Origin of the sequence: Mycobacterium gordonae, assembly GCF_002101675.1 — a bacterium.
Taxonomy (GTDB): Bacteria; Actinomycetota; Actinomycetes; order Mycobacteriales; family Mycobacteriaceae; genus Mycobacterium; species Mycobacterium gordonae.
The window spans coordinates 1-25,583 of record NZ_LQOY01000050.1; the positions used below are offsets into that span (position 1 = coordinate 1).

At 64.2% G+C, this 25,583-nt stretch carries 18 protein-coding genes and 5 pseudogenes; 10 read left to right on the forward strand and 13 right to left on the reverse strand.

Translation table 11 applies throughout. The features are described from left to right. Positions 1-323: 323 nt before the first annotated feature. The 4 genes from lpqS (AWC08_RS39835) to AWC08_RS08615 form a co-directional block, all read right to left on the reverse strand. Positions 324-782, reverse strand: a complete 459-nt coding sequence (gene lpqS / locus AWC08_RS39835) for a putative copper homeostasis (lipo)protein LpqS (RefSeq protein ID WP_473234614.1) — start codon at positions 780-782, stop codon at positions 324-326. Positions 783-901: 119 nt separating this feature from the next. Then, a complete protein-coding gene (locus AWC08_RS39840) occupies positions 902-2,065 on the reverse strand; it encodes a PPE family protein (protein WP_083271074.1) in 1,164 nt (387 codons plus the stop codon). A gap of 93 nt (positions 2,066-2,158) precedes the next feature. Continuing rightward, positions 2,159-2,590 (reverse strand): hypothetical protein, encoded by a 432-nt coding sequence (locus AWC08_RS35055; RefSeq protein ID WP_142283478.1) that lies wholly within the window; start codon positions 2,588-2,590, stop codon positions 2,159-2,161. 100 nt (positions 2,591-2,690) lie between these two features. Continuing rightward, complete coding sequence (locus tag AWC08_RS08615) at positions 2,691-3,746, reverse strand: IS110 family RNA-guided transposase (RefSeq protein WP_055577414.1); 1,056 nt, start codon at positions 3,744-3,746, stop codon at positions 2,691-2,693. Between the two features lie 321 nt (positions 3,747-4,067). Here AWC08_RS08615 and AWC08_RS08620 point away from each other — a divergent pair, with 321 nt between their 5' ends. After that, positions 4,068-5,102, forward strand: a complete 1,035-nt coding sequence (locus AWC08_RS08620; protein ID WP_065135592.1) for an IS110 family RNA-guided transposase — start codon at positions 4,068-4,070, stop codon at positions 5,100-5,102. Between the two features lie 183 nt (positions 5,103-5,285). On the opposite strand, the pseudogene AWC08_RS08625 reads toward AWC08_RS08620, so the two are convergent. Continuing rightward, a pseudogene (locus AWC08_RS08625) lies at positions 5,286-5,579 on the reverse strand (PE family protein); the annotation flags it as partial. Positions 5,580-5,887: 308 nt separating this feature from the next. Here AWC08_RS08625 and AWC08_RS38985 point away from each other — a divergent pair. From AWC08_RS38985 to AWC08_RS08635, 3 genes and pseudogenes are all read left to right on the forward strand, one after another. Continuing rightward, positions 5,888-6,010, forward strand: coding sequence for a hypothetical protein (locus tag AWC08_RS38985; protein WP_256101373.1), 123 nt, complete (start codon positions 5,888-5,890; stop codon positions 6,008-6,010). Beyond that, positions 6,003-6,383 (forward strand): annotated as a pseudogene (locus AWC08_RS08630) (HAD-IC family P-type ATPase); the annotation flags it as partial. The gene AWC08_RS38985 and the pseudogene AWC08_RS08630, both read left to right, overlap by 8 nt. A gap of 67 nt (positions 6,384-6,450) precedes the next feature. After that, positions 6,451-7,071, forward strand: a complete 621-nt coding sequence (locus AWC08_RS08635; RefSeq protein WP_055576599.1) for a DUF5134 domain-containing protein — start codon at positions 6,451-6,453, stop codon at positions 7,069-7,071. Positions 7,072-7,818: 747 nt separating this feature from the next. Here AWC08_RS08635 and AWC08_RS08640 read toward each other — a convergent pair. Then, on the reverse strand, positions 7,819-8,733 hold the full coding sequence (locus AWC08_RS08640; RefSeq protein WP_082986533.1) for an alpha/beta fold hydrolase: 915 nt from the start codon (positions 8,731-8,733) through the stop codon (positions 7,819-7,821). 365 nt (positions 8,734-9,098) lie between these two features. Here AWC08_RS08640 and AWC08_RS08645 point away from each other — a divergent pair. Next, positions 9,099-9,721: pseudogene (locus tag AWC08_RS08645) on the forward strand (DUF1275 family protein); the annotation flags it as partial. A gap of 124 nt (positions 9,722-9,845) precedes the next feature. On the opposite strand, the gene AWC08_RS08650 reads toward AWC08_RS08645, so the two are convergent. Continuing rightward, the gene (locus AWC08_RS08650) at positions 9,846-11,423 is read right to left on the reverse strand and encodes a PPE family protein (protein WP_069433244.1); all 1,578 of its coding nucleotides are present in this window, start codon (positions 11,421-11,423) and stop codon (positions 9,846-9,848) included. A 313-nt stretch (positions 11,424-11,736) separates the two neighbouring features. Between AWC08_RS08650 and pstS the strand changes: the two genes are divergently transcribed. Then, positions 11,737-12,843: a phosphate ABC transporter substrate-binding protein PstS gene (gene pstS, locus AWC08_RS08655; RefSeq protein ID WP_069433245.1), complete on the forward strand. Its 1,107-nt coding sequence runs from the start codon at positions 11,737-11,739 to the stop codon at positions 12,841-12,843. Between the two features lie 18 nt (positions 12,844-12,861). Then, positions 12,862-14,844 carry a serine/threonine-protein kinase PknD gene (locus tag AWC08_RS08660; RefSeq protein WP_069433246.1) on the forward strand — a complete coding sequence of 661 codons (1,983 nt, stop codon included), beginning with the start codon at positions 12,862-12,864 and terminating at the stop codon, positions 14,842-14,844. Positions 14,845-14,981: 137 nt separating this feature from the next. On the opposite strand, the gene AWC08_RS08665 is transcribed toward AWC08_RS08660, so the two are convergent. Then, positions 14,982-15,734, reverse strand: coding sequence for a DUF305 domain-containing protein (locus AWC08_RS08665; RefSeq protein WP_232007807.1), 753 nt, complete (start codon positions 15,732-15,734; stop codon positions 14,982-14,984). A gap of 125 nt (positions 15,735-15,859) precedes the next feature. Between AWC08_RS08665 and AWC08_RS08670 the strand changes: the two genes are divergently transcribed. After that, the gene (locus tag AWC08_RS08670; RefSeq protein WP_065135598.1) at positions 15,860-16,525 is read left to right on the forward strand and encodes a class I SAM-dependent methyltransferase; all 666 of its coding nucleotides are present in this window, start codon (positions 15,860-15,862) and stop codon (positions 16,523-16,525) included. 429 nt (positions 16,526-16,954) lie between these two features. Here the strand turns inward: AWC08_RS08670 and AWC08_RS08675 are convergent, their stop codons facing one another. The 5 genes and pseudogenes from AWC08_RS08675 to lpqS (AWC08_RS39845) form a co-directional block, all read right to left on the reverse strand. Then, positions 16,955-18,097 (reverse strand): threonine synthase, encoded by a 1,143-nt coding sequence (locus AWC08_RS08675; RefSeq protein WP_232007808.1) that lies wholly within the window; start codon positions 18,095-18,097, stop codon positions 16,955-16,957. 140 nt (positions 18,098-18,237) lie between these two features. Beyond that, a pseudogene (locus AWC08_RS08680) lies at positions 18,238-20,491 on the reverse strand (heavy metal translocating P-type ATPase). A 36-nt stretch (positions 20,492-20,527) separates the two neighbouring features. After that, complete coding sequence (locus tag AWC08_RS08685) at positions 20,528-20,734, reverse strand: heavy-metal-associated domain-containing protein (RefSeq protein WP_082986209.1); 207 nt, start codon at positions 20,732-20,734, stop codon at positions 20,528-20,530. A gap of 600 nt (positions 20,735-21,334) precedes the next feature. After that, entirely contained in the window at positions 21,335-22,444 is a 1,110-nt protein-coding gene (locus AWC08_RS08690) for a PLP-dependent cysteine synthase family protein (protein ID WP_197521989.1), read from the reverse strand. 105 nt (positions 22,445-22,549) lie between these two features. Further along, positions 22,550-22,888, reverse strand: coding sequence for a putative copper homeostasis (lipo)protein LpqS (lpqS, locus tag AWC08_RS39845; RefSeq protein WP_462686461.1), 339 nt, complete (start codon positions 22,886-22,888; stop codon positions 22,550-22,552). A 398-nt stretch (positions 22,889-23,286) separates the two neighbouring features. Here lpqS (AWC08_RS39845) and AWC08_RS08700 point away from each other — a divergent pair. Continuing rightward, positions 23,287-23,718 (forward strand): annotated as a pseudogene (locus AWC08_RS08700) (response regulator transcription factor); the annotation flags it as partial. 306 nt (positions 23,719-24,024) lie between these two features. Further along, positions 24,025-25,218: a sensor histidine kinase gene (locus tag AWC08_RS08705; RefSeq protein ID WP_065132756.1), complete on the forward strand. Its 1,194-nt coding sequence runs from the start codon at positions 24,025-24,027 to the stop codon at positions 25,216-25,218. The last annotated feature ends 365 nt before the right edge of the window (positions 25,219-25,583 follow it).

Consider the following 25,583-nt stretch of genomic DNA (forward strand, 5'->3'; position numbering starts at 1 on the left):
CTCGAGCTTGGCCCAGAACCCCCGATCGGCCGGAGTCAACGGCTCCGAGATCCGCAACACCGGAGTATTGCCCACCAACCCGGCGGGCTGGCGGTGACTTTCGGCGGCGGGCTGGCACTGTACGGGGCTGCTCTGGCGTTTCGCCAACGCCGTTGACCGTGGAGTGCACGAAAGGCGAGATTCCAAAGATTTCAATGGTGAGCGGGAGAAGTTGTTGTCCATCTGATCGTCGCTTTCTGGCAACAGGCCACAGACGCGGCCATTGGCAAGGGGCAGCGGCCACCGGCCGTCGTGACATGCACAAACGGCCTGGCGCTGACCAATCAGCGACGAATTAGGCGCAACCGAATCAAGAGATCTTGACCGGTCAAAACAGCGCGAAGCCCGCGCGGCGGGCCCCCCCCCGCCAGTATGTTCTGCTGCCACCCCGGACTCGCACCGGCAGCCGCCGCCACGACAACACCCAAAGCGGCAATGGCAGCGCCCGGCGAGTTAGGCAGCACGCCAACCGCAAACGCTTCGTGGTGATCTACCGTCGGCGACCCCTTCGACACATGCGGATGGTCGACGTTGACGGCAAATTGACTGCCGAACGAGGCAACCAGAGCATGCGGCGGGTGGGAGGCAGGAACCTGCGACCGCAACGCGGAGTGCCCACCGAAGACAAGCACCCACATCGCGACGCCGACCGCCACGACCGCCACACCGGCGGCAGCCCGCCACCGAGGCCGCCCGAAGACGCCGACGCGACCCGCGTCCGTTCGCATCCGCACTGCCCCCATACCCCTCGAGGGTACTCGACCTCGCGGGGCGCCGCCACTATGAATGCTTGGGCACAAGCGCGTTTCTCGGCCGGGCCAGTGCGAGGCCGCACTCGGCGGCGACACTCGCTGAATAAGACTCACTCGCAGTTCTTTAGCCCAGCAACTGCGTGGGCATCACCCTGGGCTTGACACCATAGCGTGGCGCGACGCCATAGCCTGCGCGATCGGCCGCGGCCAAGGCCGGCATACCGGCTGCGACCGTCGTCGCCGTGCCCCCTTCTACGGGGGCCGTCCATCCCGAGCCGACCAGGGTGGCGCCACCAGGCGCAGCCGAGGTGACCGTCGTCCACGCTGTCGGCACGGACAATTTCCCGACCGAGGACGCCGAGCCCATAACCACAGATACCGGCGACCCGCCGGAAACTGCGGCTGCCGGCCCCGCCGTGCCCGCCAGAATCGTTCCGAAACTCGGCGGAACGACAGCACCGGCAGCGGCCGAAGCGCTCTGCGACACACCATGACTGACCCCACCGGCAACCGCTTGGAACATGCCCGAAGAACCGACGCCTCCTATCTATCAGGCCGGTGATGCTATAGGCGTCGTTCCAGATACCAATGTTCGATCCCGAGCCAACAAGGTCGTTCAAGAAACCGTTGGTGCTGGAAACGAGTCCCGCAGAAGAAGACTCGGCAGAGCCCGCCAGGGGAGACGCCACCGGTTGCACCGCGGCTTGGCTGACTGCTGCGGCTTGGGCGCCCGGCCCGACCGGGTTGGTGGTCTGTGTCGGCGAGGTCAGCGGGTTCAACGTTGCGGCGCTTGCCGAGGATACCTGGTAGCCGTACATGGCGACGGCATCTTGGACCCACATCTGGGCGTAGGAGGCCTCGGTCGCCATGATCGCCGGCGTGTTCACCCCCAGGAAATTCGTGGCGACAAGGGCTGCCAGCTGAGCCCGGTTGGCCGCTATCTGGGCCGGGGGCACCGTCATCGCAAACGCTGCCTCGTAGGCAGCCGCGGATGCCATGGCCTGACTGGCTGCGTGTTCAACTGCCGCGGCGGTGATGTTCATCCACCCGATGTAGGGCTCGGTCGCGGCGGCCATGACTGCCGACGACGGGCCCACCCACGGCCCGCCCGTCAGCTCAGAGATCACCGACTCGTAGGCGGAGGCTGTGGTAGTCAACTCGGCGGCCAGGTTGTTCCAAGCCGCCGCAGCGGCCATCATCGGCCCGGGGCCCGGGCCGGTATACATCCATGTTGAGTTGACCTCCGGGGGTAGCGCTCCGAAATCGACAAGCATTTCTTTCACCTAACTCTTGCTCATTGAACGATTGCGTTCCGTTCAGTGCCGGCGTCGCCCGCCAGGCGCCCTAAACGGCTGCCGGCTTGGGCATCACGGTGGGCTTAACGCCATAGCGCGGCGCACCCAAGCCGCCGGACGTCCCTGCCCTTGCCACCGACGGCACATGCCGGCTGGCAAAGTTGTCACCGCTGCAGCCCCTGGCGCGGCGCTGGCCGAAGCCGCGCCTGCCCCGCCGCCGGGGGCCGCGCCTCCCGCTGGTGCGGTTTCAGCGGCCCAACTGGCGGGCGCAGCCAACCCGCCGACCGACGATGCTTGGCTCGCAACACCCGCGAGCAATGGCGCCCCACCGGCGCCGGATGCGCCGACCGGCCCCGCCGCACCGGCGGCCGGAGAAAGTCCGCCCAGCCCGCCCGAAGCGAGCCCTCCGGCGCCCAAAGTCTCGGCGCCGTCAGCCACGGAACCGTTGCCCCCCAGCGATGTCCAGGAGAACAGACCCGACGCACCGCTCCCAAACGTATTCATCTGCTGTATTCCGATGAGGCTGCCGTTATTCAGCGCTCCCGGGATGAGACCAAACTGTCCAAACTGGGTCAACTGATCGATGATGACGCTCCTATAGATGTCAAGTGCTGAGTTGGGCGTAGTCGGCGCGGAGTGCGTGGAAGATCTCGCGGGCCAGGTAGCGCTTTTGGCAGCGGATGATTTCGGGCATGGACAGACCTTCGGTGGTGCGGCGGTCGGCGTAGGCGCGGCTGCGGGGGTCGTAGCGCAGTCGCACGACGGTGGCGATGTGCAGCGCGCTGTTGCTGGCGCGGTCGCCGCCGCGGTGTAGCCGGTGGCGGTGGGTTTTGCCTGAGGACGCTGGGATTGGGGCGACGCCGCAGAGGTGGGCAAATGCGGCTTCGCTGCGCAGCCTGTCTGGGTTGTCGCCGATGGTGACCAGCAGTGCCGACACGGTCTCTGGGCCGAGCCCGAATATGGCGGTGGTGGCCGGTGCGGCGGTCTGGGTGAGTTCGTCCAGTTGCTTTCGTAGGGAACGTGTTTCGGTGTCGAGATGCTGAGCCCTTTGGGCGATCGAGCGTAGGGCTTGTTTGGCCGACTGGGCGGGGTCGAGGAGGTTGGTCGGGTCGGGTCGCAGACGTGCGCAGGCGGTGACGAGCTGCGCCGAGGACAGAGAACGTAGCTGGGTGCGCAGGGGTTCGGGTGCGGTGATGACTATCGAGCGCAGGGTGTTGAGGGCGGCGGTGCGGGCTTTGACGGCGCCGTTGCGGGCGACGCGCAACATCCGGATGGCTTCGATGGGGCCGTCGGCGAGCTTCGGCGCTCCGCTCGCTTTGCCTGCCAGTACGGTTCTTGCTGCTGCTTCGGCGTCGATCGGATCGCTCTTACCGCGTTGGCGGCGGAGTCGTCGGTCAGGTCGGGGAACTTCGAGTACCTCGATGGACTGCTGGTGCAGGTAGCGGGCAAGCCCGGCCCCGTAGGCGCCGGTTCCTTCGACACCGACCTGGCCGAGTTTCCCCTTCGACCGCATCCATGTGAGCATCGATGCGTAACCTGCTGGTGTGGCGGAGAATTCGGCATCAGCGATCAGCCGCCCGTTGCGATCGATGACCGCGGCGTGATGGGTGGCGCAGTGTGTGTCCACGCCGCCGCTAACGAGTCGTTTGCTGCCGGCCATGTGCGCGGTAGCCCCTTTCCGTAAGTCGGGCCGTGCGGAAAGGGGTGGACAGCCAGTGATGGGCCGCGGGCGAGCACGCTCCTGACTTGTTGAATGACAACCGGATACCGCGAAGATCTTTGTTTTTCGCAGTGTCCGAGGGTGCCGGACGGCGTTGGCTCGCACTGCTCCTTGCCGCCTGAGGGCTGGCTCATTGATAGCGTGCCGCCGCCGTCTGGCACCCGTGCGGTGTGGCTCGACAGAGGCATGCAAGTAGATCGACTTGAAGTCAGGGTGCCCACCGCGCACGTCCCATCCCAACGAGCGCAAGGCCGCTAACCCGTGATTCTGATCGGTATTGATCCGCACAAGTCCACCCATACCGCAGTCGCAATCGACAGCTCGGGCAAAAAGATTGCTCAACGCCGCCTCCCGGTCAACGCCGGGACTTTCCGGCAGTTGATTTCCTGGTGCCAGCACTGGCCGCAGAGAAGGTTCGCCGTAGAGGGCGCCGCCGGGTTGGGCCGCGGTATCGCCCAGCAGCTCGCTGCGGCCGGCGAGCACGTCGTCGATGTTCCCTCCACGTTGTCGGCGCGAGCCCGGATGCTTGCCACCGGCGGCAACCGCAAGACCGACGCTGCCGACGCGCTGCACGTCGCCCATGTCGCGTTGTTCCGCCCGGATTTGCGCCGCGTCTGCTCTGAAGACCAGACCACCATCTTGCGGCTGCTTACCGAACGTCGCGATGACCTGGTCAGCGAGCGCACCCGCCTGCTCAATCGGCTCCACGTCCTGCTGCGCGACCTGGTCCCCGGAGGAGCGCCCACCGCGCTGTCTACTGACAAGGCCGCCGACATTCTCAAGTGGATCAGGCCGATGACCGCGACCGACTGCTGTCGGCGCGACCTCGTCCGTGACCTTGTCGCCGACCTGCGGCGCTTCGACCGGTTGATCAAAGGCAGCGAAACGCAGATGCGTGATGCTTTGAACGCCACCGGAACTACGCTCACCGAACTGCCGGGAATGGGCATCGTCCTTGCCGCCAAAGTCCTCGGTCACGTCGGAAACATTGACCGCTTTCCGACCGAACATCACTTCGCCAGCTACACCGGCAGTGCCCCGCTGGAAGCCTCGAGCGGCAACACGGTCCGCCACCGACTCAACACTGGAGGCAATCGTGCCCTCAACAGCGTGCTGCACATCATCGCCACCTGCCAAATCCGCGACCCCGGAATCGGACAGAACTACTACCGACGCAAAATCGCAGAAGGAAAAACACCCGCTGAAGCACGCCGCGCCCTCAAACGCAGGCTCTCCAACGCCGTCTACCGCACGCTCAAGCGTGATCAACGGAAACTCCTTCCCGAAGCCGCTTGACACACAGAGGCGCTATCAGGTCACACCGCTTCGCGCCGAAGCCCGAGTTCTCATGTGGTGGATGCCGCCCCAAGGCTCGACAGGTCCTCACGAAAGGCACTCGATCGGCCAGGAAATTTCGGGGTCAGATCCTCGGGCCGGCATCCGATAACCATCATCACTGGAAAATTCAGAGTCGGACGAGGCGGCGGCCGCGTTGGCGGCTTCTGTTGTGCCGTACGCACCCGCGCTGTTGCCCAGGGTGCTCACCAGCAGCTCTTGGATTGCCTGGGCTTGGGCGGCGATCGCTTGGTACCGGGTGCCGTAGGCAGAAAATACTTCGGCCTGCAGCGCTGATATCGGATCGGCGGCTGCAGGAATCACATCAGTGGTTGCGGCTGCTGCTGCCGCGCCCTGCGCAGCCATCGAAGAACCGAGACCCTCCAGCTTGCTCGCCGCGAAGGTCAACGCTTCAGGCTGTGTGATTACGAAAGACATTTACTTCACTCCTCACAGTCATGGTTGTCCAAGAACAGTCGATGTCGTCGCTGGCTCCCGGCCGTGATTGAACGAGCCCGGGTCTCCTGGCGACCCTGATTGGCATCCGCTGCTGGACACTTTGGATCGGCGCGGCAACAAACGACGTCGCCGGCAATGTGGTAGCAACTCCCGCAGAGGCGGCCGACGGCGGAATGCGCTCTGGCACCACACGTCGGCTGCGATACCCGCGCAACTGTGGCATCACCGGCATCGCCGTCGGGGTCGCGAGGCCCAGGGCGCACGGGCCGTCGGCCGGAGTCACTCGGATGGTTGACTCGGTCAGCCAGCCGCTGCACGTGCGGCTGGCCGCTGCGGTCGAGGCCGGCTCCGAGCATCCCATCGGCGCGGCTATCGTCGCCGGCGCCCGCGAGCGCGACCTCGATGTCTGAGGTCCGCCGCCTGCAAGGCGAGGGGCGGCTGGTGGCCATGGTCGGCGACGGCGTCAACGATGCCCCCGCGCTGGTGCAAGCCGATTTGGGCATCGCGATCGGTACCTGTACCGATGTGGCGATTGAAGCCTCAGACATCACGTTGATGTCGGACCGCCTCGACGGTGTCGTGCGCTCGATCCAGCTGTCCCGCCAGACTCTGCGCACGATCCACCAAAACCTGGGCTGGGCCTTCGGCTACAACACCGCCGCGATACCCCTGGCTGCATTCGGCCTGTTGAACCCAGTGGTTGCCGGTGCGGCGATGGGGCTTTCCTCGGTCAGCGTGGTGACCAACTCGCTACGGCTCCGGCGCTTCGGCCGCGGTACATGACAATAACGCCCGCCACTCTCGGAGTGCATGGACCCGATCGTTTTCGACCTGAGCGGCCCCCGCCGGCATGATCCACGACCTACTAGTGCGTTGGGTCGTCACCGGACTGTTTGCACTCGGCGCCCTGGGATGCGGCGTGCCGATCCTCACGCGACGCCGGCCCGCGACGGTGGTTGTCAGCCGCAGTCTGCATTTCTTGATGGCAACAGGTATGGCTGTGATGGCATGGCCGTGGGGCGCGCGGCTGCCGGCCTCCGCGCCCGCGGCCTTCTTCCTGTTGGCGGCGGTCTGGTTCGTGGCGATCGCGTTGATCACCGCCCGTTCGCCGGCCGCCCGGGCGTCAGCGGGTTACCACAGCCTGATGATGCTGGCAACTGCATGGATGTATCTCAGCATGAATAGCCTGGGCTCGCTTACGGCTTCGCTCAGTCAACCGCCTGCCCCGATGCCCGAAATGAACATGGCCGCGATGGACCACACGGCAACCACCCAACCGCCCACCTGGGTGACCACGATGAACTGGCTTGGAGTCGTTATCTTCACCATCGCAGCAGCATCTTGGGTTGTGGCATACCTCCGCGAGCGCAGACGCAGTACGATCCAACCTCCGCTACTGGGAGACATCACCGAAGCCATGATGGCCACCGGAATGGCGATTTTGTTCGCTGCCGCGCTGATCGAACTTTGACCTCCGCGCACAATTTGTAATGCCCGGGGGCCGGATACTGTTTGGGGGGTACGGTTCCTATGGTGCTGCCTCGAGCGCTTCAGCCCTTGGAGGGCAGCGGCATGAACACCGTTGCGGCAAACTCCGCTACAGCCGTCAACGGCACCTCGACGGCGCCGTCTTGAGACCTCCGTGCCACTTCCAGCTGGCCGGCCCACCCACTACAAATGAAGGGCCCTTGGTGTCCCTACGCCACCGGATATGTGCCCGCCATGCTGATACATCGCACAGACGGACGGAAATTGAGGTACCGCTGATCAAGAGAAGACCGCAGGGCGCAATCCCGGGCAGCCTCGACGAAAACTATTGCGGCGACTCGCATAGAGGCCTTCGTTACCCCCCACACGGCATACCTCTGCCAGTATTGCGTGGGTGGAGGAGGTCGCGGTTCCGACGAAGCGCTTTGTGCGACAACGCACGGTGAGTACATGCATCAGCATGGCCGCTATCATGGTCGCGCAGAGCAGTCCCGGGGCGGTTATCGTCCACCCACGCCGCAGCCCATACTGCATCAAAGGTATTGCCCTTCAATGTACTTGTGCGGCGCGGTCGCTTCTGACGGCGCGAGATTCCCCGGCGGGGCCGGACCCACGCGTGCCACCGCAGAAAGCGACGCCTTGAACAAGCTGCGCGGCAGGAAGATTGTCGACTCGGCGCGCAGCTAAGGCTCAGCGTCGAGCCGCGGATACCGCCCTTGACAATCCGAAGCTAGGCAACGCTCAGCACATCACGGATGGCCGCGACAACTACATCGGGCCGTTCGACAGGCAGCCACGAGTGGCTCGTTCCGTCAGCGAACACAAGTTCGCCTCTGGGAAAACGCTTGACCAGTGCACGATTGGACGCATCCATCTTGGCATACGTAGCGCGCCACCGGGTTCGCGACCGCGGCACAATCACCCGCACCGGCACATCCGGCAGTGATGCGCGTTCGAGTTCTCGCTTCACTTCGCGCAAATAGCTCGTATGACGCGGCACAAGCCGTGCCGTCTGCAATGCCGCCCAAGGATGATTATCGACATAACGGTAGAACCAGCCCAATCTCGGCTTCGAGATATCCTTCGGCGCCATCCGCCGCAACACGCGCCGGCCCAAGCTGGTCCTGGGAACCCTCAGCAGCTGGGCGATCCCGAGGAGGAAAAGTCCTGCGGCAGCCAGGGTCATCCCTACCAACTCGACAAGTCGTGATTCGGTTACCGGCGCAGAGGGATCAAGCAAGACCAACCCGGCTACTTCTTGTGGATGTCGTAAAGCGAACATCTGCGCGACCAATCCACCCGACGACCACCCCACGATCACTACCGGCGCAGCGCAACGCACTTGATGGATTACGGAGTCAAGGTCATCAGCCATTTCGGCCACGCTGCGCCGAGGTGGACCATCCGCGTCACCACTACCAAGACGGTCGTAGGTTACGACAGTGGAAAAGGACGCGACCCACTGTTCCAACACGCCGCCGAAGGAGTCCGTCGTTCCTTCACCTGCCCCACCGGCTTCAAGGAGGACCGTAGGCCCCTGACCAAGCAGACGTGCGCGAGTGACTCGCTCACCCAGATGGACCCGGGTGGCGGCTTGCGTCGGCAATCTAAGTTCCCTCTCGTGGTGGACACCGCTGGTCGTCATTGCCGCCCACACGCGGAATAATGGAAGACGATTGGAGTCAGTCTAGCGCGGCTGCTGTCGAGGGCCGTACCATCACAGAGTGAACAATTTCTGCGGCTCTGCGTGGCGCGTCTGAAATAGGTTCAGGTACAGCGCATTTACTCGTGTTGGGGGTGCGAATTTTGCGGCTGAGGCACTGGCGGTGGATATCGCTGTCCCGTTGCTGCTTTAACACGAGATGGGCTGGCGTCAGCGACGTCAACTGCGGGCTGTCCACACCGTTCTGCGAACACGGCCTGCGCACTTCACACGATCACGCCCGCCGGTTTCGCTGCCAAACGCAGCATTGCCTACCGGATACACCCAGACCAGCAACGCTACGGAAACTCACAGCGTTAACGACAAAGATCGGCCAGCACACCACCAACCCATTGCTGCATCCGGTAACCATGATCGCGGCGATCGTGGTCGATTTCTCGGGGGCGTCATGGTTTCCGGCGTGCTGTTGGCTCCCACGCACTGTCATACAGGCCCTCGCCACGCCGCGGTCCTGATCGGCGAGGCAGCGCTACTGATTGCCACTGCTAGTATCGAACACCCGTTGATCCGGGCGCCGCTGGCTGCCGCGGCGTGCGGCCTGCAGAATGGGATGATTTCTGGGCTTCCTGAAATGCCCATCCGCACAACGCACTTCACCGGCACCACCACTGACTTAGGGCTTCTCGTAGCCCTTAGTCGCCGCCACGGATTGGATTATTGGAAAGCAGCGATCCTCAACACAACGGTGCTGCTGTTCGTCGGCGGCGCCGTCGCCGGAGTGGTGGTGGGCGGTCGCATCGGCGACCGGGCGCTCACCCCGGCCGCGGTCGCGTGCCTCGCTTTCGCGGCGGCCAACGCATTGCATCACTGCAGGTGTCGCGAGCGGTTGACAACAGCACACCAACCTCCGCCCCCGCTGCCCGGACACGCGCGGAGCGCAGCAGAGCCGAAGAACACAATCAGCCGGTGACTCCTGCCGAGCTGCGGCGGGGTTCGCCAAATCGCTTGGGGCGCTCGTCCGCTCGAGCATGTCAGTCCGCACCTGGGCACGGGAGGCAAAAGGATCTGCGAACGGGTCGACGGCCCGTCAGCACTCAGCTGGCACCGGCCTCGTCCCCGCGCCAAGTGCCCGGAATCATCGGCAGTTTCGGCCCGCTACCGAACTCGTCTTCCTCCAGCCTGGCCATGCCTCCCGCCGCAATAGCCGCTTCCCTGCTCGCTGTGCCGGCAAATCCCAAAGTTCCGGCGCCTTGTTCGGAAAACACGGCTGACGGCGTCGATTCCCCACCCGCTGGCGCGCCCCAGTCCGGTTCGACGTCGACGTTCATGTTCATGAACTCATCGTTGTGGTCGTGCAGCCCCGCACGCCGACGTCGACGTGTCCGCGAACGCGCAGCCGCCCCGGCTGCAGCCGCAGCGACATCGGGCTCCGGCGCCTTCTTCTTCGCGGCAGCGCTGGCACTGGTCCTCATGCCCGATCCGTGCCCGATGCCGGGGCCACCACCGACCAGAAACGGAAAGCCTGGTCCCGTAATTGCCGAAGCTGGAGGCGGTGTGGGGCCTGCGCTGGCAATGGAGCTGGTAGCAGGCGCAGGAGTGGGGGCCGGAGCCGGAGCAGTGGGAGCGACTGACGCTACCGGTGCCATCCCGACCGCGGGTGATACCGACGCTGGCGGTGACCCGGGCAGCGCCACGACGGCGGGGACCGCCGGTGGCTGGACAGCGGCGAGGCCCGACAGTCCTGCTAAGCCGATGGCCGCCCCCACATTCGAGGCGGCGGCACCGAACGCGAAAGCAAGCAACTGCGGTGACTGAATCAAGGCTTGGAAGAGTTGCGGTATGTGCTCTGGGTAGTCGACGAAAATGAGATAGGAATAAGACTGAAACGCCTCTTGCGGATTTGTAAGCAGTTCTTGGATAAACGTTTCAAAATCTTTCGGGAATTCGATGGCACGGGCCACCCACCAGTATGGGTCAGCGGCATTGGTGTAGTCCTCGAAAGGAAGTCCGTTGAGGGTGCCTTCGGTGACATTCCAATCCACCCGACCGCCGGAGATGTTACGTAAGAAATCGGCAACGACGTAGTCGATCACGGTGGGTTCGCCGGCGTGCGTCTCCACACCGGTGCCCGCGCTGGACTGTGTCTCCTGGACTATCTCCGGGGCTGTTCCGGTTGGCGAAGTGGACGCCAGGGCCGCATCCGAGACGGTTTGGTAGGTAGCCATGGTGCTGGCCGCCTGGATCCACATTCGGACGTAGTCGGCTTCATTGAGCGCGATCGGGATGGTATTCATCCCGAAGAAGTTTGTGGCAACCAGCGTTCCGTGAATGACGTGGCTGGCGGCTAGTTCTGGGAGCGTCGGCATCGCTGCCAGCGCTGCTTCGTATGCGGCGGCTACAATTTCATGCTGCGCCGCGGCCCGCGCGGCGGTTGTGCCTGCGCGCGTCAGCCACGCCAGGTAAGGGATGTGGGCGGCCACATACTGCTCGACGCTCGGACCTTCCCAAACTCCCGCTTGCACCGCAACGAGCAAAGCCATGAGTTCGTCAGCAACGTCCGCGTACTCGGCACTCAGCGACGACCATGCCGTGGCGGCAGACAGCAATGAGCCTGCCCCGGAGCCAGCGCTGAGCAGGGTTGAGTGGACCTCGGGTGGTGACGCCATCCACATCGTGGCCAATGTGCACACTCCTTCGCCCGACTGGCTTCGGAGCTTAGTGAACCTGACAATCATTTTCAACAGGTGGAAGTGTGCTTCCTTAAGCATATTCGCAGCCGTCAGGTCCCGGCCTGTTCAGCGGTGCGTCGGTAGCCTCGGATGGTCAGCTCCGTCAGTCCTGAGTGGCGTCCAACGTTGCTGTATCGGTAACTGCTCCAAGGTGGATCGTGATGAGCCATAAGTCAAATCAGTCGACGGCGACCGCTTCCCCCGGGGGGATGGCAAAGTATATGTGGTGGTCCCTTTATCCCGTCAGAGGAGTTCTGTGACATTTTGTCGAACCGACGTGGTGGGCCTGCTGCTTGTTGGCGCGCTGTTAATATCGGGATGCGGTGGCAGCAACAGTACCTCCGCTCCCTCCGCGGGGCCGTCGGCGAAAGTCGACTGTGGTGGGAAACCGGAACTCAACGCCAGCGGCGCGACCGCACAAGCGAACGCGATACAACAATTCGTCAATGCCTACGCCCACGCGTGCCCTGGTTACACGCTGGACTACGAGGCTAACGGCTCGGGCGCCGGCGTCGAGCAGTTCATCAAGGGCGAAACGGATCTGGCCGGGTCCGGTGTGCCGTTGGACCCGGCCAAAGGCGAAACCAACAAGGCGGCGGCACGGTGCGCGTCCCCCGCCTGGCAGCTGCCGGCATTGTTTCAGCCGATCGCGGTCACTTATCACATCAACGGGGTGAGTTCGCTGAAGCTGGACGCACTCACACTGGCCAAGATTTTCAACGGCACCGTCACCAGGTGGGACGACCCGGCGGTCAGGGCGCTCAACGCAGGCACCAGCCTGCCCTCGTCGCCCATCCGGGTCATTTTCCGCAATGACGACTCCGGTAACTCGGCCAACTTCCAGCAATACCTCAATGCCGCATCCGACGGCGCCTGGGGCAGAGGCGACGGCGAGACGTTTGAAGGGGGCGTCGGTACCGGCGCCGACGGAGACAATGGGGTGACGGCGGCCCTGCAGACTACCGACGGATCGATCACCTACACTGCCTGGTCATTCGCGCTGGGCAAACAACTGAACATCGCCCAGATCATCACCTCAGCAGGTTCAGATCCCGTGTCTATCACACCCGAGACAGTCGCCAAGACGATCGCGGGAGCCAGAGTTGTGGGTCAGGGCAATGATTTGGTGTTGGATACGTCATCGTTCGCCAAGCCGACGCAGCCCGGCGCGTACCCGATTGTAGAGCCAACGTATGAAATCGTCTGTTCGAAGTATCCGGAGTCCGCCACGGGCAGAGCCGTCAGGGCGTTTATGCAGGCGATTATAGGTCCGGGGCAAGACGGCTTGGCGCAGTATGGATCCATCACACCGCCGAACTGGCTCCAGGCGAGGCTGGCGACAGCGGTCAACGCTATCTCTTGATCAACATGAAGGAGTTTGATGGCAGGCGTCAGTGAGTCCGGGCCGAGGGCAGGCTCGCTTGTCGGGCCGTATCGGCTGATGCGGCTACTGGGTCGTGGCGGAATGGGCGAGGTCTACGAGGCCGAGGACACCCGCAAACACCGAGTGGTGGCGCTGAAGTTGATCTCGGAGCAATTCTCTGCCGACCCGGTGTTTCGCGAGCGGATGCAGCGCGAGGCGGACGCCGCGGGACGGCTGACCGAACCGCATGTGGTGCCGATCCACGATTACGGCGAGATCGACGGGCAGCTGTACCTGGACATGCGGCTGATAGACGGTATTTCTTTGCGCCGCATGTTGACGGCCTATGGTCCGCTGACACCGGCGCGAGCAGTGGCCATCGTGCGGCAGGTCGCCGCCGCGCTGGACGCCGCACACGCCAGCGGGGTTACCCACCGCGACGTCAAACCGGAAAACATCATTATCGGCATCGACGACTTCGCCTACCTGGTCGACTTCGGCATTGCCCGTGCCGCAACCGATCCGGGGCTGACCCACACCGGAATGGCGCTGGGAACTTATAACTACATGGCCCCGGAGCGATTCGCCGGCGACAGAGTTGACTTCCGGGCCGACATCTATTCGCTGGCATGTGTGTTGGCCGAGTGCTTGACCGGGTCACCTCCTTACCCCGGCAGCAGCATCGAGAGGGTGATCGGCGCGCATCTGATGGAGCCCGCTCCGCGGCCCAGCCAACTGCGGCCCGGCTTAGTTCCGCCGGGTCTCGACCAGGTGATCGCCACAGGAATGGCCAAGAACCCCGAGGAACGCTTCCGCAGCGCCGGTGAACTGGCCGCCGCCGCCCACGCCGCACTGACCACAGCCGAGCAGAACCAGGCGGCCGCGATTGCGCAGCGCGGCGAGCGAACGATCTCATCGACCGGTGCCGGCCCAGCCGCCGCCGACTCTGTCACACAGGCCAGGCCCTGGTCAGCGATGTCAAGTTCGCCCGCGACCCAGAGCGGGTGGACACCGTCACCCGCCGACACCTCCAGCTGGCGCAGCCGCCCGAACGTCCCACCCTTCGTCAGCCCTACCGGCCCACCGGACCCGGCCCCCACATCTGGGGCACGGGCGAAGCCTCGACGCAAACGCATGTGGGTCCCCATCGGCGCCACCGCACTAGTGGTGATCATCGGCGTCATCGTCGTCGTCGGACATCTACTCAAGCCGAAACCGCAACCGGCGGCATCGGCGCCCGGACAGACAATAGTGCCGATGACCGGGCTCGGCTTTCCCTTTTCGCCGGGCGGGGTCGCCCTGGACAATACCGGCAGCGTGTATGTCACCAGCCAAGGCATGTACGGGCGCGTCGTGAAGTTGGCTGACGGGTCGTCCACCCCGACGGTACTGCCGTTCACCGGCCTCTACCAACCGCAGGGGCTGGCAGTAGACGCCAACGGCACCGTGTACGTCGCCGACTTCAATAACAGGGTGGTCAAGCTGGCAGCCGGATCCAACACCCAAACCGTGATGCCTTTTACCGGCCTCGCGTACCCGCAGGGCGTGGGGGTCGATGCTACCGGCAATATCTATGTCGCAGACCGCGGCAACAACCGAGTGGTGAAGCTTGATGCCAAATCCAACACTCAGGCTGATCTGCCGTTCACCGGCCTAAACCATCCAGATGGTGTCGCCGTAGACCTTTCGGGCAGCGTTTATGTCACCGACTCGGACAATGACAGGGTGCTGAAGCTCAACCCCGGGTCGAGCACTCCGACGGAGTTGCCCTTCACCGGACTTGCCGTGCCCTCGGGTATCGCGGTAGACACCGCCGGCGCCGTCTACGTCACCGACCACGAGACCGGCAAGGTGGCCAAGCTGGACACCGGATCGAGCGCCCCGACAACGCTGCCGTTCACCGGCGGCCATCCCGTGGGCGTGGCGGTCGACGCCTCCCGCAAGAAGGTGTTCGTCGCCGACAACGGCAACGGCAGACTGGTGCAGCTGGCAGCGGGATAGCCGGCAGGGTTTCCGCTATCCGCTGCATGGCCGAAGTTGGCCGGTCCAGTGCGAACCGGTCCAGTGGAAACTGCTTTTGGCGAATCCTTGAGCCGGCGCCACGAAGTGAGTAAACGCCGCAATCACAACAACGCTCGCTACAGCGAGCCCAGAATCGCCTGCATTGTCGTGATCTCCTTCTGCTGGGTGTCGACGATCGACTGCGCCATCGCAGTAGCAGCAGAATACTGACCGGACTTGATTTCGTGCTGCGCCATGCTGATTGCGCCCTGATGATGCTGGATCATCTGGTTGAGGAACAACTTGCTGGCGGCGACACCTTGCGCGTCTCGCAGGGCTTGCATGTCTTGCTCGGACATCATTCCGTCCGTCCCACCCATCCCGGGCATGCCGGGCGTTCCGCTTTGACTCGGCATCCCGGGCATGCCGGGCGTTCCGCTGTGGCTCGGCATGCCGGGCATGCCGCTGTGGCTCGGCATTCCGGGCATCCCGCTCTGACTCGGCATCCCGGGCATCCCGGGCATCGACGACGAGGGGGACATGCCACCCGGGGTCGTCGGCTGTCCCCACTGGTTGAGCCACGTTTGCAGCTGCTGAATTTCTGGCCCCTGCGCCGACTTGATCTGGTTGGCCAGGTCGATCACGCGAGGATCGATACCCTGCTTTCCGAGAATGATGTCGCTCATCTGGATCGCTTGCTGATGGTGGGCAATCATGTGCTGGGCGAACATGACGTCTTGATCGTTGTGCGCCTGCGAACCCGCTGGCGAACTCGAGACACTCGACGACCCGGCCGTCGTGGCACTGGATCCGGCCTGGTTGCCGGAGCTGCCGCATGCGGTGAGGGTCAGTAGCCCCACGACCGCAGCTGTAGCTGCGGAGGCGGTCATCGATCGTTGCACCATCAGGATGACTTCCTTTCGATAATCAAGAGAGCAGAGTCGTTTTCAACATACCTATACGGGTACACGGTAGCAGGCACGGGCAGGCGGCCCCCGTGGCGAAGGAGGTTTCAATGCAATCAGGTACCGAAACTGCGCGTCGGCGCGGTCCCCGTTCCGAGGGTATTTCGCCAAGGGCCTACGAGGCGTTGTCCGAGGTCTGGTATTTCGGCCAGCGCGCCCGTATTTGGGACCGTCTCGTCGTATCGTCCGGCGCGCGGCCGGGTCAAAGAGTACTCGAACTTGGTTGCGGCACAGGATATTTTGCTCGCCGAATCGCCCCAGTGGTGGGTCCTTCGGGAGTGGTGGTGGGAATCGATCCGTCACTGCCGTCCCTAGCCTATGCCGCGGCACATTCCCCGCCGCACTGCACGTTTTATCCAGCGCAAGCTCAGAATCTGCCCTTCGCCGATGCGTCCTTCGACGTCGTTGCGTCAAGTCTGACCTTCCATCACATTGCGCCTGACCATCGTCTCGTGGCGATACGCGAGGCGCTTCGGGTGTTGCGGCCGGGCGGACGGGCGTGCATCGCTGATGTCTGTCCGCCGCGGATTCGACTTCTCGAGCGCGTTGTCAGCGCGGCGCACGGTCGAGCGGAGATGCACGACATCTTCGACAGACTTCGCGCGATGATGGCCGAGGCGGGCTTTACCACCATGGCAACCGGTCGCGTCTCGCGACTGTGCTACATCACGGCCGAACGGCCGCACGATCTGACCGCCGCCTTCGCAGACGTCTGAACGTTGGTACGGGCTCGTGGGTCGGTGCTCGACGGTGAGGGCGAAAGTGTCTTCAGCCTCCGCCGCCGCCGGAACCGGTACAACCAAGGCCTGCAACGGGGTTGAAAGAGTCGTGGCGCCAATTGCCATCCCAGTTCGGGTCGCACACGGGGTTGGCATGGGGCCCAGAGCAACACGCATCAGTTGGGGACGGTGCAGGTTTTGCCTCAGCGTTGACCGCGCCAACCTAGTCACCCCGCGCCCAAGGTCGCTGTGTTGCAACGGTAACCGCGGCAGTCGCCATCTCTGGCTTCATACCCAGGCGCTACCCGGAAAGTGGCCCGCCAAACATCGGCGCGGCTCCAAAGGGGCCTGACCGGTTGTGGCACCGTGATAATTCCCAACCGGAGGCCCCGTAACCGCGCCGACGCGGCCGTGCGGATCGGCGCGTCACGGGCACATGCCGGCCGGTAGCGCCGCCTCAAGGGCTGTCAAGGTCGGCGCCAGGACCGGCAATTCGGGCAGGTGGCCGGCCGTGGAGCCCGGATCTTTCAGTCCGGTCGACGTCGACAGCAAGACGACGCTCTCGTCAGCATCGATCCAACGTCGAGAAGCGAGCTGCCGAGCGGCAAGTACCGCCAACACGGAGGCGCCCTCTGCGTAGATGCCCTCGCCGGACGCCAACTCGAGCTGCATACGGACAATCGCGTCATCGCTTGGTTCTGCCACGGCGGTACCGTTGGTGGCCCGGATCGCCTCCACGCCTTGATAGGTGGCCACCCGCGCAGCGACCGAGAACGCGAGTGACTGCCGAGTGGGCACCGTCGGCTGACGTCCCGGTGGGGCTTGGAGCCCCTGCGCGTAGGCGCCAAACGGATCGACCGCGACCAGCCTGGGCATGCGGGTTGTCAGGCCGAGACCGATCAGGTCGGCAAAACCCCGGCGGATTCCGGATAACGCGTCCCCGTAGGCGGTCGGGACGACGACCACGTCGGGCGCTTCCCCGAGTTGTCCCCACAGCTCGTAGGCGATCGTCTTGTATCCCTCGACCCCGAACGGGTTGGAACCGATCGGCGGAGTCACTGCCCCGGATATCGCAGTCCAACCGAACGCCTCGACCGCTTGACGCAGTACCGACCACCGGTCCGGGCCTTTCTCGTACGCGACGAGGCAGGCGCCGTAGCCTCGAATGAGAATGCTCATCTCGCGCGGTATCGATGACAATGTGAGGACCACGCACCGAAGCCCTGCCGCGGCTGCGTAGGCGGCCACTGCCGCGCCGTGGTTTCCCGTCGATGAGACGATGACCGTCGATGCTGCCGACGCCGCCGCCTTTGTGACGGCCGCCGCCGCCAGCCTGTCCTTGAACGACCACGTCGGATTTCGAGATTCGTCTTTGAGCATGAGCCTATTTAGGCCAAGCCGAGGCCCCAGCCGATTCAACGGAATGACGGGCGTCTGGCCTTCGCCCAAGGTCACCGGAGCGTCCTCTGGCGCCAGCGGCAGCAACTCGCGGTATCCGAAGATTCCTGACTGGGATGCCTTCCATGGCAGAGGGCCCGGATTGATCGCGTAGACGGGGGTTAGATTCACCCCGATACCTTCGCGTGCGCATCGCGGACACCCGAAGGAGGCTCGATCTTCCGGCGCCTCTTCGCCACAGCGGGGACACCGGAGCGATCCGAGATACCGTGCGCTCATATCGGGGGGCTCCCGCTCGGTGGCAGCTTTGGCTATGCGTGCGGTTTGAAGGTGCGCAGCCGGAGGCTGTTGGTGAGCACGAATACTGAGGAGAACGCCATCGCCGCACCCGCCAACATGGGGTTGAGCAGGCCCGCGGCTGCCAGCGGCAGTGCGGCGATGTTGTAGGCGAACGCCCAGAACAGGTTGCCCTTGATCGTCGCCAACGTCTTACGCGAGAGCTCAATGGCGGCGGGCACCGCGCGCAGATCACCGCGAACCAGTGTCAGATCGCTGGCCTCGATCGCGACGTCGGTACCGGTCCCCATCGCAAGCCCCAGATCGGCCTGCGCCAGGGCCGCGGCGTCGTTGACACCGTCACCGACCATGGCCACCACCTTGCCCTGGGCCTGCAACCGTCGCACCACCTCCACCTTGTCTCGGGGCAGCACGTCGGCGATGACCTGGTCGATGCCCACCTGCCCAGCGATGGCACGGGCTGCGGCTGCGTTGTCGCCCGTCAGCATGATCGGGGTCAATCCCAGCGCACGCAGCCGCTCGACGGCCTCGGCCGACGTCGGCTTCACCGCATCGGCGACCACCAGGATTCCCCTGGCCGTGTCGTCCCAGCTGACCACGACCGCGGTCTTGCCTTCGGACTCGGCCTGACCCAGCGACCCGGTGAGGCTGTCCGGTAGCTGCTGGCAGCGATCCGCCAGCAGTTGCCGGCCCACTGTCATGGCGTGACCGTCGACGATGCCCTGCACGCCCAACCCTTCCCGGTTGGCGAAAACCCTCGACGGGGGGCAGCTGACCGACTTTGTCACGAGCTGCCTTCGCGATCGCGCGGCCGATCGGGTGCTCGGAGGAGTCCTCCAGCGCGCCCGCCAACCGCAGCACCTCGGCGGGCTGCTCATCGGGTGCAGCGATGACATCCAGCAGGGCCATGTTGCCGGTGGTGACGGTGCCGGTCTTGTCGAGCACGATGGTGTCGATTCGCCGCGTGGACTCCAGCACTTCGGGTCCCTTGATCAAGATCCCGAGTTGTGCCCCACGGCCGGTGCCGACCATCAAGGCGGTCGGTGTGGCAAGACCCAGGGCACACGGGCACGCGATGATCAGCACCGCCACCGCCGCAGTGAAAGCGGCGGCAACCGATCCGGTTGCCGCGATCCAGAACCCGAGTGTCGCCAATGACAGCGCGATCACGATCGGCACGAAAATTCCCGAGATCCGATCGGCCAACCGCTGCGCCTGCGCTTTGCCCGATTGCGCCTCTTCGACCAGCCGCGCCATTTGCGCCAACTGGGTATCCGACCCGATCCGGTTGGCGCGCACCACGATTCGCCCGCCAACATTGACGGTGGCGCCCACTACCTGATCTCCGGGGCCGACTTCAACCGGCACCGACTCACCAGTGAGCATAGAGGCATCCACCGCCGAGGAGCCCTCGATAACCAGGCCATCGGTAGCCACCTTCTCGCCAGGGCGTACCACGAATTCGTCACCGATGGCGAGTTGCTCAATCGGAATGCGGTGCTCGACACCGTCTTTGCGAACCGCGACCACCCTGGCGCCGAGTTCGAGCAGCGCCCGCAGCGCCGCACCGGCCCGCCGCTTGGACCGGACCTCAAAGAACCGGCCGGCGAGAATGAAGGAGGTGACGCCTGCGGCCGCCTCCAGATAAATGTTGCTGGTGCCATCGGTACGGGAGATTGTCAGCTCGAATTGGTGCCTCATGCCCGCCATCCCGGCGGTGCCCCAGAACAACGCATACACCGACCAACCCAGTGCGGCGATCGTCCCCATCGAGATCAGCGTGTCCATGGTGGCGGTGTGGTGCCGCAGGTTCACCCACGCGGCCCTATGAAATGGAAGCCCACCCCACACCACCACCGGCGCGGCCAGCGTCAACGAGAGCCACTGCCAATTGGCGAACTGCAGGGCGGGCACCATGGCCATCGCAAGCACCGGCACGGTCAACACCAGTGAAACCAGTAGTCGTTGCCTGATCGCCGCCGCCGGATCGGTCGCTGCGCCCGGCACGGCAGACTCGTCGTTCGTGGCCGGTGAACCCTGGCTGGGCGGTTGGGCGGTATAGCCCGCCTGCTCCACCGTCATCACCAGCTGATCGGGTGCGACGTTGCCAACGTAGTCAACGCTGGCCCTCTCGGTGGCATAGTTGACCGAGGCGCTGACGCCGTCGATCTTGTTGAGCTTCTTCTCAATTCGGGCGGCGCACGAAGCACACGTCATCCCACCGATCCGCAGCTCAAGATGCCGGGCGGTTTCCGTGGCGGAATCCATGCTCTGTTTCCTTCAGTCCAATCGCGACAGGTCGTCTTAGGGGACCAACTGGTAGCCGGCCTCTTCCACCGCGGCCTTGACCGCATCCAGCTCGACCACGCCATCGCTGTCAATGGTCACCCTGCCGCTGCCAAGCTCCACGTCCACTGCCGTGACATCAGGAATGCTGCCAACTTCCTCACGAACAGAGGAAGCGCAGTGCCCACAGGTCATCCCAGAAACAATCACGGTCAAGGTACTCATGCCGCTCTCCAATCTGCTGCACCATGCTTGGATAGATCATACCCTTATACCCCCGTAGGGTAAGGAATATTCCTTGCCACTCGTCGCCGGATAGATCCGAACGAGCGACCTGGGCATGATCGCTTCCGATGCTGCTGCTGCTTGACGCGTGCGGCCCTTCCTGGCGACTTGATTTTCTCCTGGTCGGTTCCCTCGATGTGCAACGTGGGGGCGTGGCCTACGGCGCATTCTGCGGGCGTCCGCTGCGACCGGGCGAAGCCGAACTGCGCCACGGACGAAGACAGCACTTTTACGCCGTTAAGGCCGGGTCGATGGTGACTTCCCAGCCGGTGGATGTGACCGCAGCCAACTCGGTGAGTTGCGCGGTCGGCCGGCCGCGTTGGGCTACGACCACATGCCGCCGCATGGCGACCCGCTGCTTTTGGTTGCGGACGCTGTCGCCTGGCACCGCGTCGACACGGGGTTAGTTTTGAGGCGACGCGGACAAGCTGAAGAACACCAGTTGATGGTTTGGTGAGGTTAGCAGGACGGTGAATAGTTCGGCCGGACTTCAACATCCGGCTCGGCGTACAAGCTGCGGAAACTGGCCGATAAAGCCGATCAACGCTTTCCAGCGGCCGGGTCGATGACGACGGGGCAGCGGGTCCAAGACTGCACGACGCATTCGGTGGGGTGATTGATCACCGCCGGTTCGCTCGGCGGCTCGACGCCGAGCAGAGCGTGCTCGCGGCAGTAATCGTCGTTATAGATGGTGTCGAAGTAGCGTTGCGGCCCGTCCGGGAATACCGCGGCGACGGTGACGCCGCGCGGGTGTGTTCGGACAGCCCAGCCCGCGACAAGTGCGACCGCGCCCACACTCCAGCCGCCGCTGACGTATTGGGTCGAAGCCAAGGCACGACATGCCCATACCGCCTCTGCAGGGGCAACCCAGTGTGCTTCGTTGAAGGCTGGATAATCCACGTTCCGGGGATAAATGCTTGACCCGAGGCCGCGCATCAGTCGGCTGGCGGCTGGTTGCCCGAAGATGGTGGAGCCGATGGTGTCCACGCCGATCAGCTTCAGGTCAGAATTGTGTTCGCGCAGCACCCGCGCCAGCCCCGCCGAATGTCCACCGGTTCCCACCGAGCACACCAGTACGTCGATATTCCCCAGTTGGGAAATCATCTCCAATGCCATGGGGCGGTAGGCGTTCACGTTGTCGGGGTTGTTGTACTGGTCGGGATACCAGGCATGCGGATCGCCGGCCAATAGCTCGGCGACCCGATCCTTGCGCGCCTGCTGCCACCCGCCGACCGGATGAGGCTCGGTGACCAGGTCGAGGTGGGCGCCGTAGGCGGTGAGCATGCGCTCGATGATCGGCTCCATGCCCGGATCGGTGACCACGGTGACAGGATGTCCGTAGACGGTCCCAGCCAGCGCCAAACCCAGGCCCATTGTGCCGCTGGTGGATTCGACGATTCGCGCACCGGGCAGTAAGTCTCCGCGCGCCCGGGCCTGTTCCACCATGTGCAGCGCGGGGCGGTCCTTCATCGCACCGGGATTAAGTCCCTCGAGCTTGGCCCAGAAGCCGCGGTCCGGATCGCTGAACGGCGCGGACACCCGCAAAACCGGCGTGGTGCCGACAATCGTGTTCGCCCGTCCCTGCGTGCCCAGCGCAACAGGCTGAGATGCTAAAGGTCGGTCGTTCTCAGGAGGCAGAGCAGAATTCATGTGATTGTCGCTTCTGCGTGAAAGCCGCGGCACAGCGCGGCAGTTGACAATGACAGAAGTCACCAACCGGGGTGGCAGCAGAGCCACCGGTCTGACGATGACCGATCAGCGACGAGTGATGCACAACCGGGAAAAAATCTGTATGCCGGTCAACGAAGCAGTGAGCCGACCGGGTGGCGGCCGCATGGTTGGCGACAGGATGGCCGCCAACCAGCCGGCAATGGGGATGCCCGCCTTGGCGAAATCGGAACCGGGCAGCGGCGCGATTCGCGGTAAGACCGCGGCAGCAGACAAGTCCGACGAACAGATGGATTCATGCTGAATTTCGTTGTGGTTGGCGTGCGCGGGAACACGATCCGCAGATGCCGATACCGAGCGATGTGAATGGACCGGGGAGACTTCACACCAGGGCAAGGCGACTCCTGCGCCCAAAACGAGCACCATCGCCGCGCCGAACACGAGAACGGTGAACCTCAGGCGAAAGGTCGTAGGGGTGCCGCTGAAACTTACAATGACCCGACTGTAACAGCACCGCGACCCAAAAAACGGAACCGCACACCCGAGCCGTGCATTACGAACCAACAACTTGCAGGAAGTCCTGCTTGTTGGGAAAGACCGCACGGCTTGACGAAGCGTTTTGAACCGACTTGGGCCGCGTCGGTCGGGGCGTCATCGAGGCGCAGGCTCGGTACGAACTTCGTCATGACAATCCGTGGACACCGACAGGTTCCCGGTCAAAGAGGACGATCACCGCGACAGCAGCGCAGGACAGGTGAATTCCCTCGACATCGCTCCGCGCCGGAAAACTGGTACAGCATGATCCCAGCAGGCATTATGGATGGATGGAAACAGGGGCGCAGACTCCAGCGATCGGCGCAGGCTATCGGGCATTGGTCGTCGACGACGAAGTTGTGCTTGCCGGAGTGGTCGCCAGTTATCTCGAGCATGAGCAGTTCGAAGTATGTATCGCTCATGACGGGTCCGATGCGCTCACTTTGGCCCGTGCGTTTCACCCTGATGTCGTTGTCCTCGATCTGGGCTTGCCGGGGATGGACGGCATCGAAGCCTGCCGCCAGCTGCGCATTTTCTCCGATGCCTACATTGTGATGTTGACTGCCCGCGGTAGCGAGGCGGACACGCTGATCGGATTGTCGGTGGGCGCTGACGACTATGTGACCAAGCCCTTCAGGCCCCGCGAACTCGTCGCCCGCATCCGTGCGATGCTGCGCCGACCGCGCACTGTGCAGCCAGGGAGCGGGGACGCCGGCGCCGAGGCCACGGCCGACTAGGAGGAAGTCATTTCTGTGCGTCACCTTCGCGCACTTCTTGCCTGGACGCAACTTGACTCCTGCGGAACGCCGAAAGGGCTAGACTGCTACCCAGAAGAGCAGTCGACCGAATCACCTCTCAGCTCACGACAGCAGGTTGACCCGCGTAAGACCTTGGGGAGGAATGATCACCTCGTCTAGACCGGCTCGGCAAGGTCCTCCGCACCCCGTGGAGCGAACACGGCAACGAGCAATAGGGCCGCGATCGACCATCGCCGTGACCTGCGTCGAATGTCGGATGGGAATTGGCCAATGAGTGACGACACCACACCGCGTGCCAAGCCGCGCCGGTTCTTGCGGCGGCCCGGCATTGGCTTGCGCCTGCTGCTCGCCCAGGCATTAGTGCTCGCCGTCGGAGCGATAGCCACCTGGGCGATTGCCGCCGTCGTCGGACCTCGGCTTTTTCAGGAGCACATGCATCGGGCCGTGCCCGTCGGCTCCTTTTTGGAAATACACGCCGGCCACGCCTACAGATACGCCACCACGTACGCCGTCGGCGGCGCCCTTGCGATCTCTGCGCTACTGGCGCTGGCGGTCAGTTGGTATGTCAGCCGTCGGCTGCAACGGTCGATTGCCGAGGTCGCCGCCGCTGCGACCGAGGTCGCCCGCGGCCGATACGACATCCGGGTGTCACCTATCCGCCTCGACGAGGATTTCGACACGCTCGTTGACTCGTTCAACCAGATGGCGGCCCGGCTACAGACCGTCGACGCTACCCGGCGGCAGTTGTTCGGCGACCTGGCCCACGAGATCCGCACCCCTGTCTCGGTGCTGGAGGCCTACGTGGACGCGCTCGAAGACGGGGTGCGGTCGCTGACCCCGCAGACCACCGCGATGCTGCGCGACCAGACCCGCCGGCTAGTGCGATTCTCCGAGGACACTGCTGCACTTGCCCAAGCCGAAGAAAGTGCCTTCTCGATGGCCTTCGACTTGATCGACGTGCGCGAGATGATCGATGTTGCCGTGACGGCCGCGCAGGAACGCTATCGGGGCAAACATGTCGATCTAGTTGTCGCGTTACCTGCGAACCTCCCCCCACTGCGAGGTGACCCGCAACGGTTGTCTCAGGTCCTAGGTAACCTGCTTGACAACGCGCTACGCCACACGCCGCCGGGGGGACGCGTCGAAGTCCGCGCGGCCGTGGACGGCTCCGAGTTGGCGCTTTCGGTCGTCGACAGCGGTGAGGGCATCCCCGCCGAACACCTACCCCATGTGTTCGAACGGTTCTATCGAGCCGATCTCGCCCGCGACCGGGGCTACGGCGGAGGCGGAATCGGACTAGCCATCGTTAAGGCGCTGGTTGAGGCCCACAACGGACGCGTCGCCGCGGCCAGCGACGGCATCGGCAAAGGCGCCGCGTTCACCGTCACCCTGCCGCTGGCTGCATCGGCTGCCGAGCGCACCCGTGAAACCGTGGTATCCGGCGAAAGAGCCAGCTCTACCTAGCTCCGAGCCCACGTGAGTACGCTGTCGGGGGTGCCGGAACACGGAAACGCCTTCTGAACTGGGATGATTCGCGTTCCTTACGCATCTAACTCGGCCTGGTTTCAGAAGGGCACTGTCGGTGAAAGTGTCGCGTAATTTCTGCAGTGTCCGAGGTTGACCGGTCTTGCATCCGCCAGACTTCGGAGAGTTTCTGAGTCCACGAGGTCTTTGCAGAGGTGGGCGAACATGCCCCCACGCGCCTTGACGGGCGCGAGCTGGTGGGCTATCGCCGACCAACGGGTGCCTACACCTTCGCGCACAGCGACATCGACGGCTTTGCGGAGGGAGCCACCACGATCCGGGCGTGGAACCGAGCGTCGTGCCAT

Coding starts and splice junctions, on each gene's coding strand:
- AWC08_RS08685 (WP_082986209.1), bottom strand. CDS start 20,734: ATGAGTACCTTGACCGTGATTGTTTCTGGGATGACCTGTGGGCACTGC.
- AWC08_RS08640 (WP_082986533.1), bottom strand. CDS start 8,733: ATGACGACCAGCGGTGTCCACCACGAGAGGGAACTTAGATTGCCGACG.
- AWC08_RS08690 (WP_197521989.1), bottom strand. CDS start 22,444: ATGAATTCTGCTCTGCCTCCTGAGAACGACCGACCTTTAGCATCTCAG.
- lpqS (WP_473234614.1), bottom strand. CDS start 782: ATGGGGGCAGTGCGGATGCGAACGGACGCGGGTCGCGTCGGCGTCTTC.
- AWC08_RS08660 (WP_069433246.1), top strand. CDS start 12,862: ATGGCAGGCGTCAGTGAGTCCGGGCCGAGGGCAGGCTCGCTTGTCGGG.
- AWC08_RS08705 (WP_065132756.1), top strand. CDS start 24,025: ATGAGTGACGACACCACACCGCGTGCCAAGCCGCGCCGGTTCTTGCGG.
- AWC08_RS39840 (WP_083271074.1), bottom strand. CDS start 2,065: ATGCTTGTCGATTTCGGAGCGCTACCCCCGGAGGTCAACTCAACATGG.
- AWC08_RS08665 (WP_232007807.1), bottom strand. CDS start 15,734: ATGACCGCCTCCGCAGCTACAGCTGCGGTCGTGGGGCTACTGACCCTC.
- AWC08_RS38985 (WP_256101373.1), top strand. CDS start 5,888: ATGGTTGACTCGGTCAGCCAGCCGCTGCACGTGCGGCTGGCCGCTGCG.
- AWC08_RS08670 (WP_065135598.1), top strand. CDS start 15,860: ATGCAATCAGGTACCGAAACTGCGCGTCGGCGCGGTCCCCGTTCCGAG.
- AWC08_RS35055 (WP_142283478.1), bottom strand. CDS start 2,590: ATGAATACGTTTGGGAGCGGTGCGTCGGGTCTGTTCTCCTGGACATCG.
- AWC08_RS08615 (WP_055577414.1), bottom strand. CDS start 3,746: ATGGCCGGCAGCAAACGACTCGTTAGCGGCGGCGTGGACACACACTGC.
- AWC08_RS08650 (WP_069433244.1), bottom strand. CDS start 11,423: ATGTGGATGGCGTCACCACCCGAGGTCCACTCAACCCTGCTCAGCGCT.
- lpqS (WP_462686461.1), bottom strand. CDS start 22,888: ATGGTGCTCGTTTTGGGCGCAGGAGTCGCCTTGCCCTGGTGTGAAGTC.
- AWC08_RS08635 (WP_055576599.1), top strand. CDS start 6,451: ATGATCCACGACCTACTAGTGCGTTGGGTCGTCACCGGACTGTTTGCA.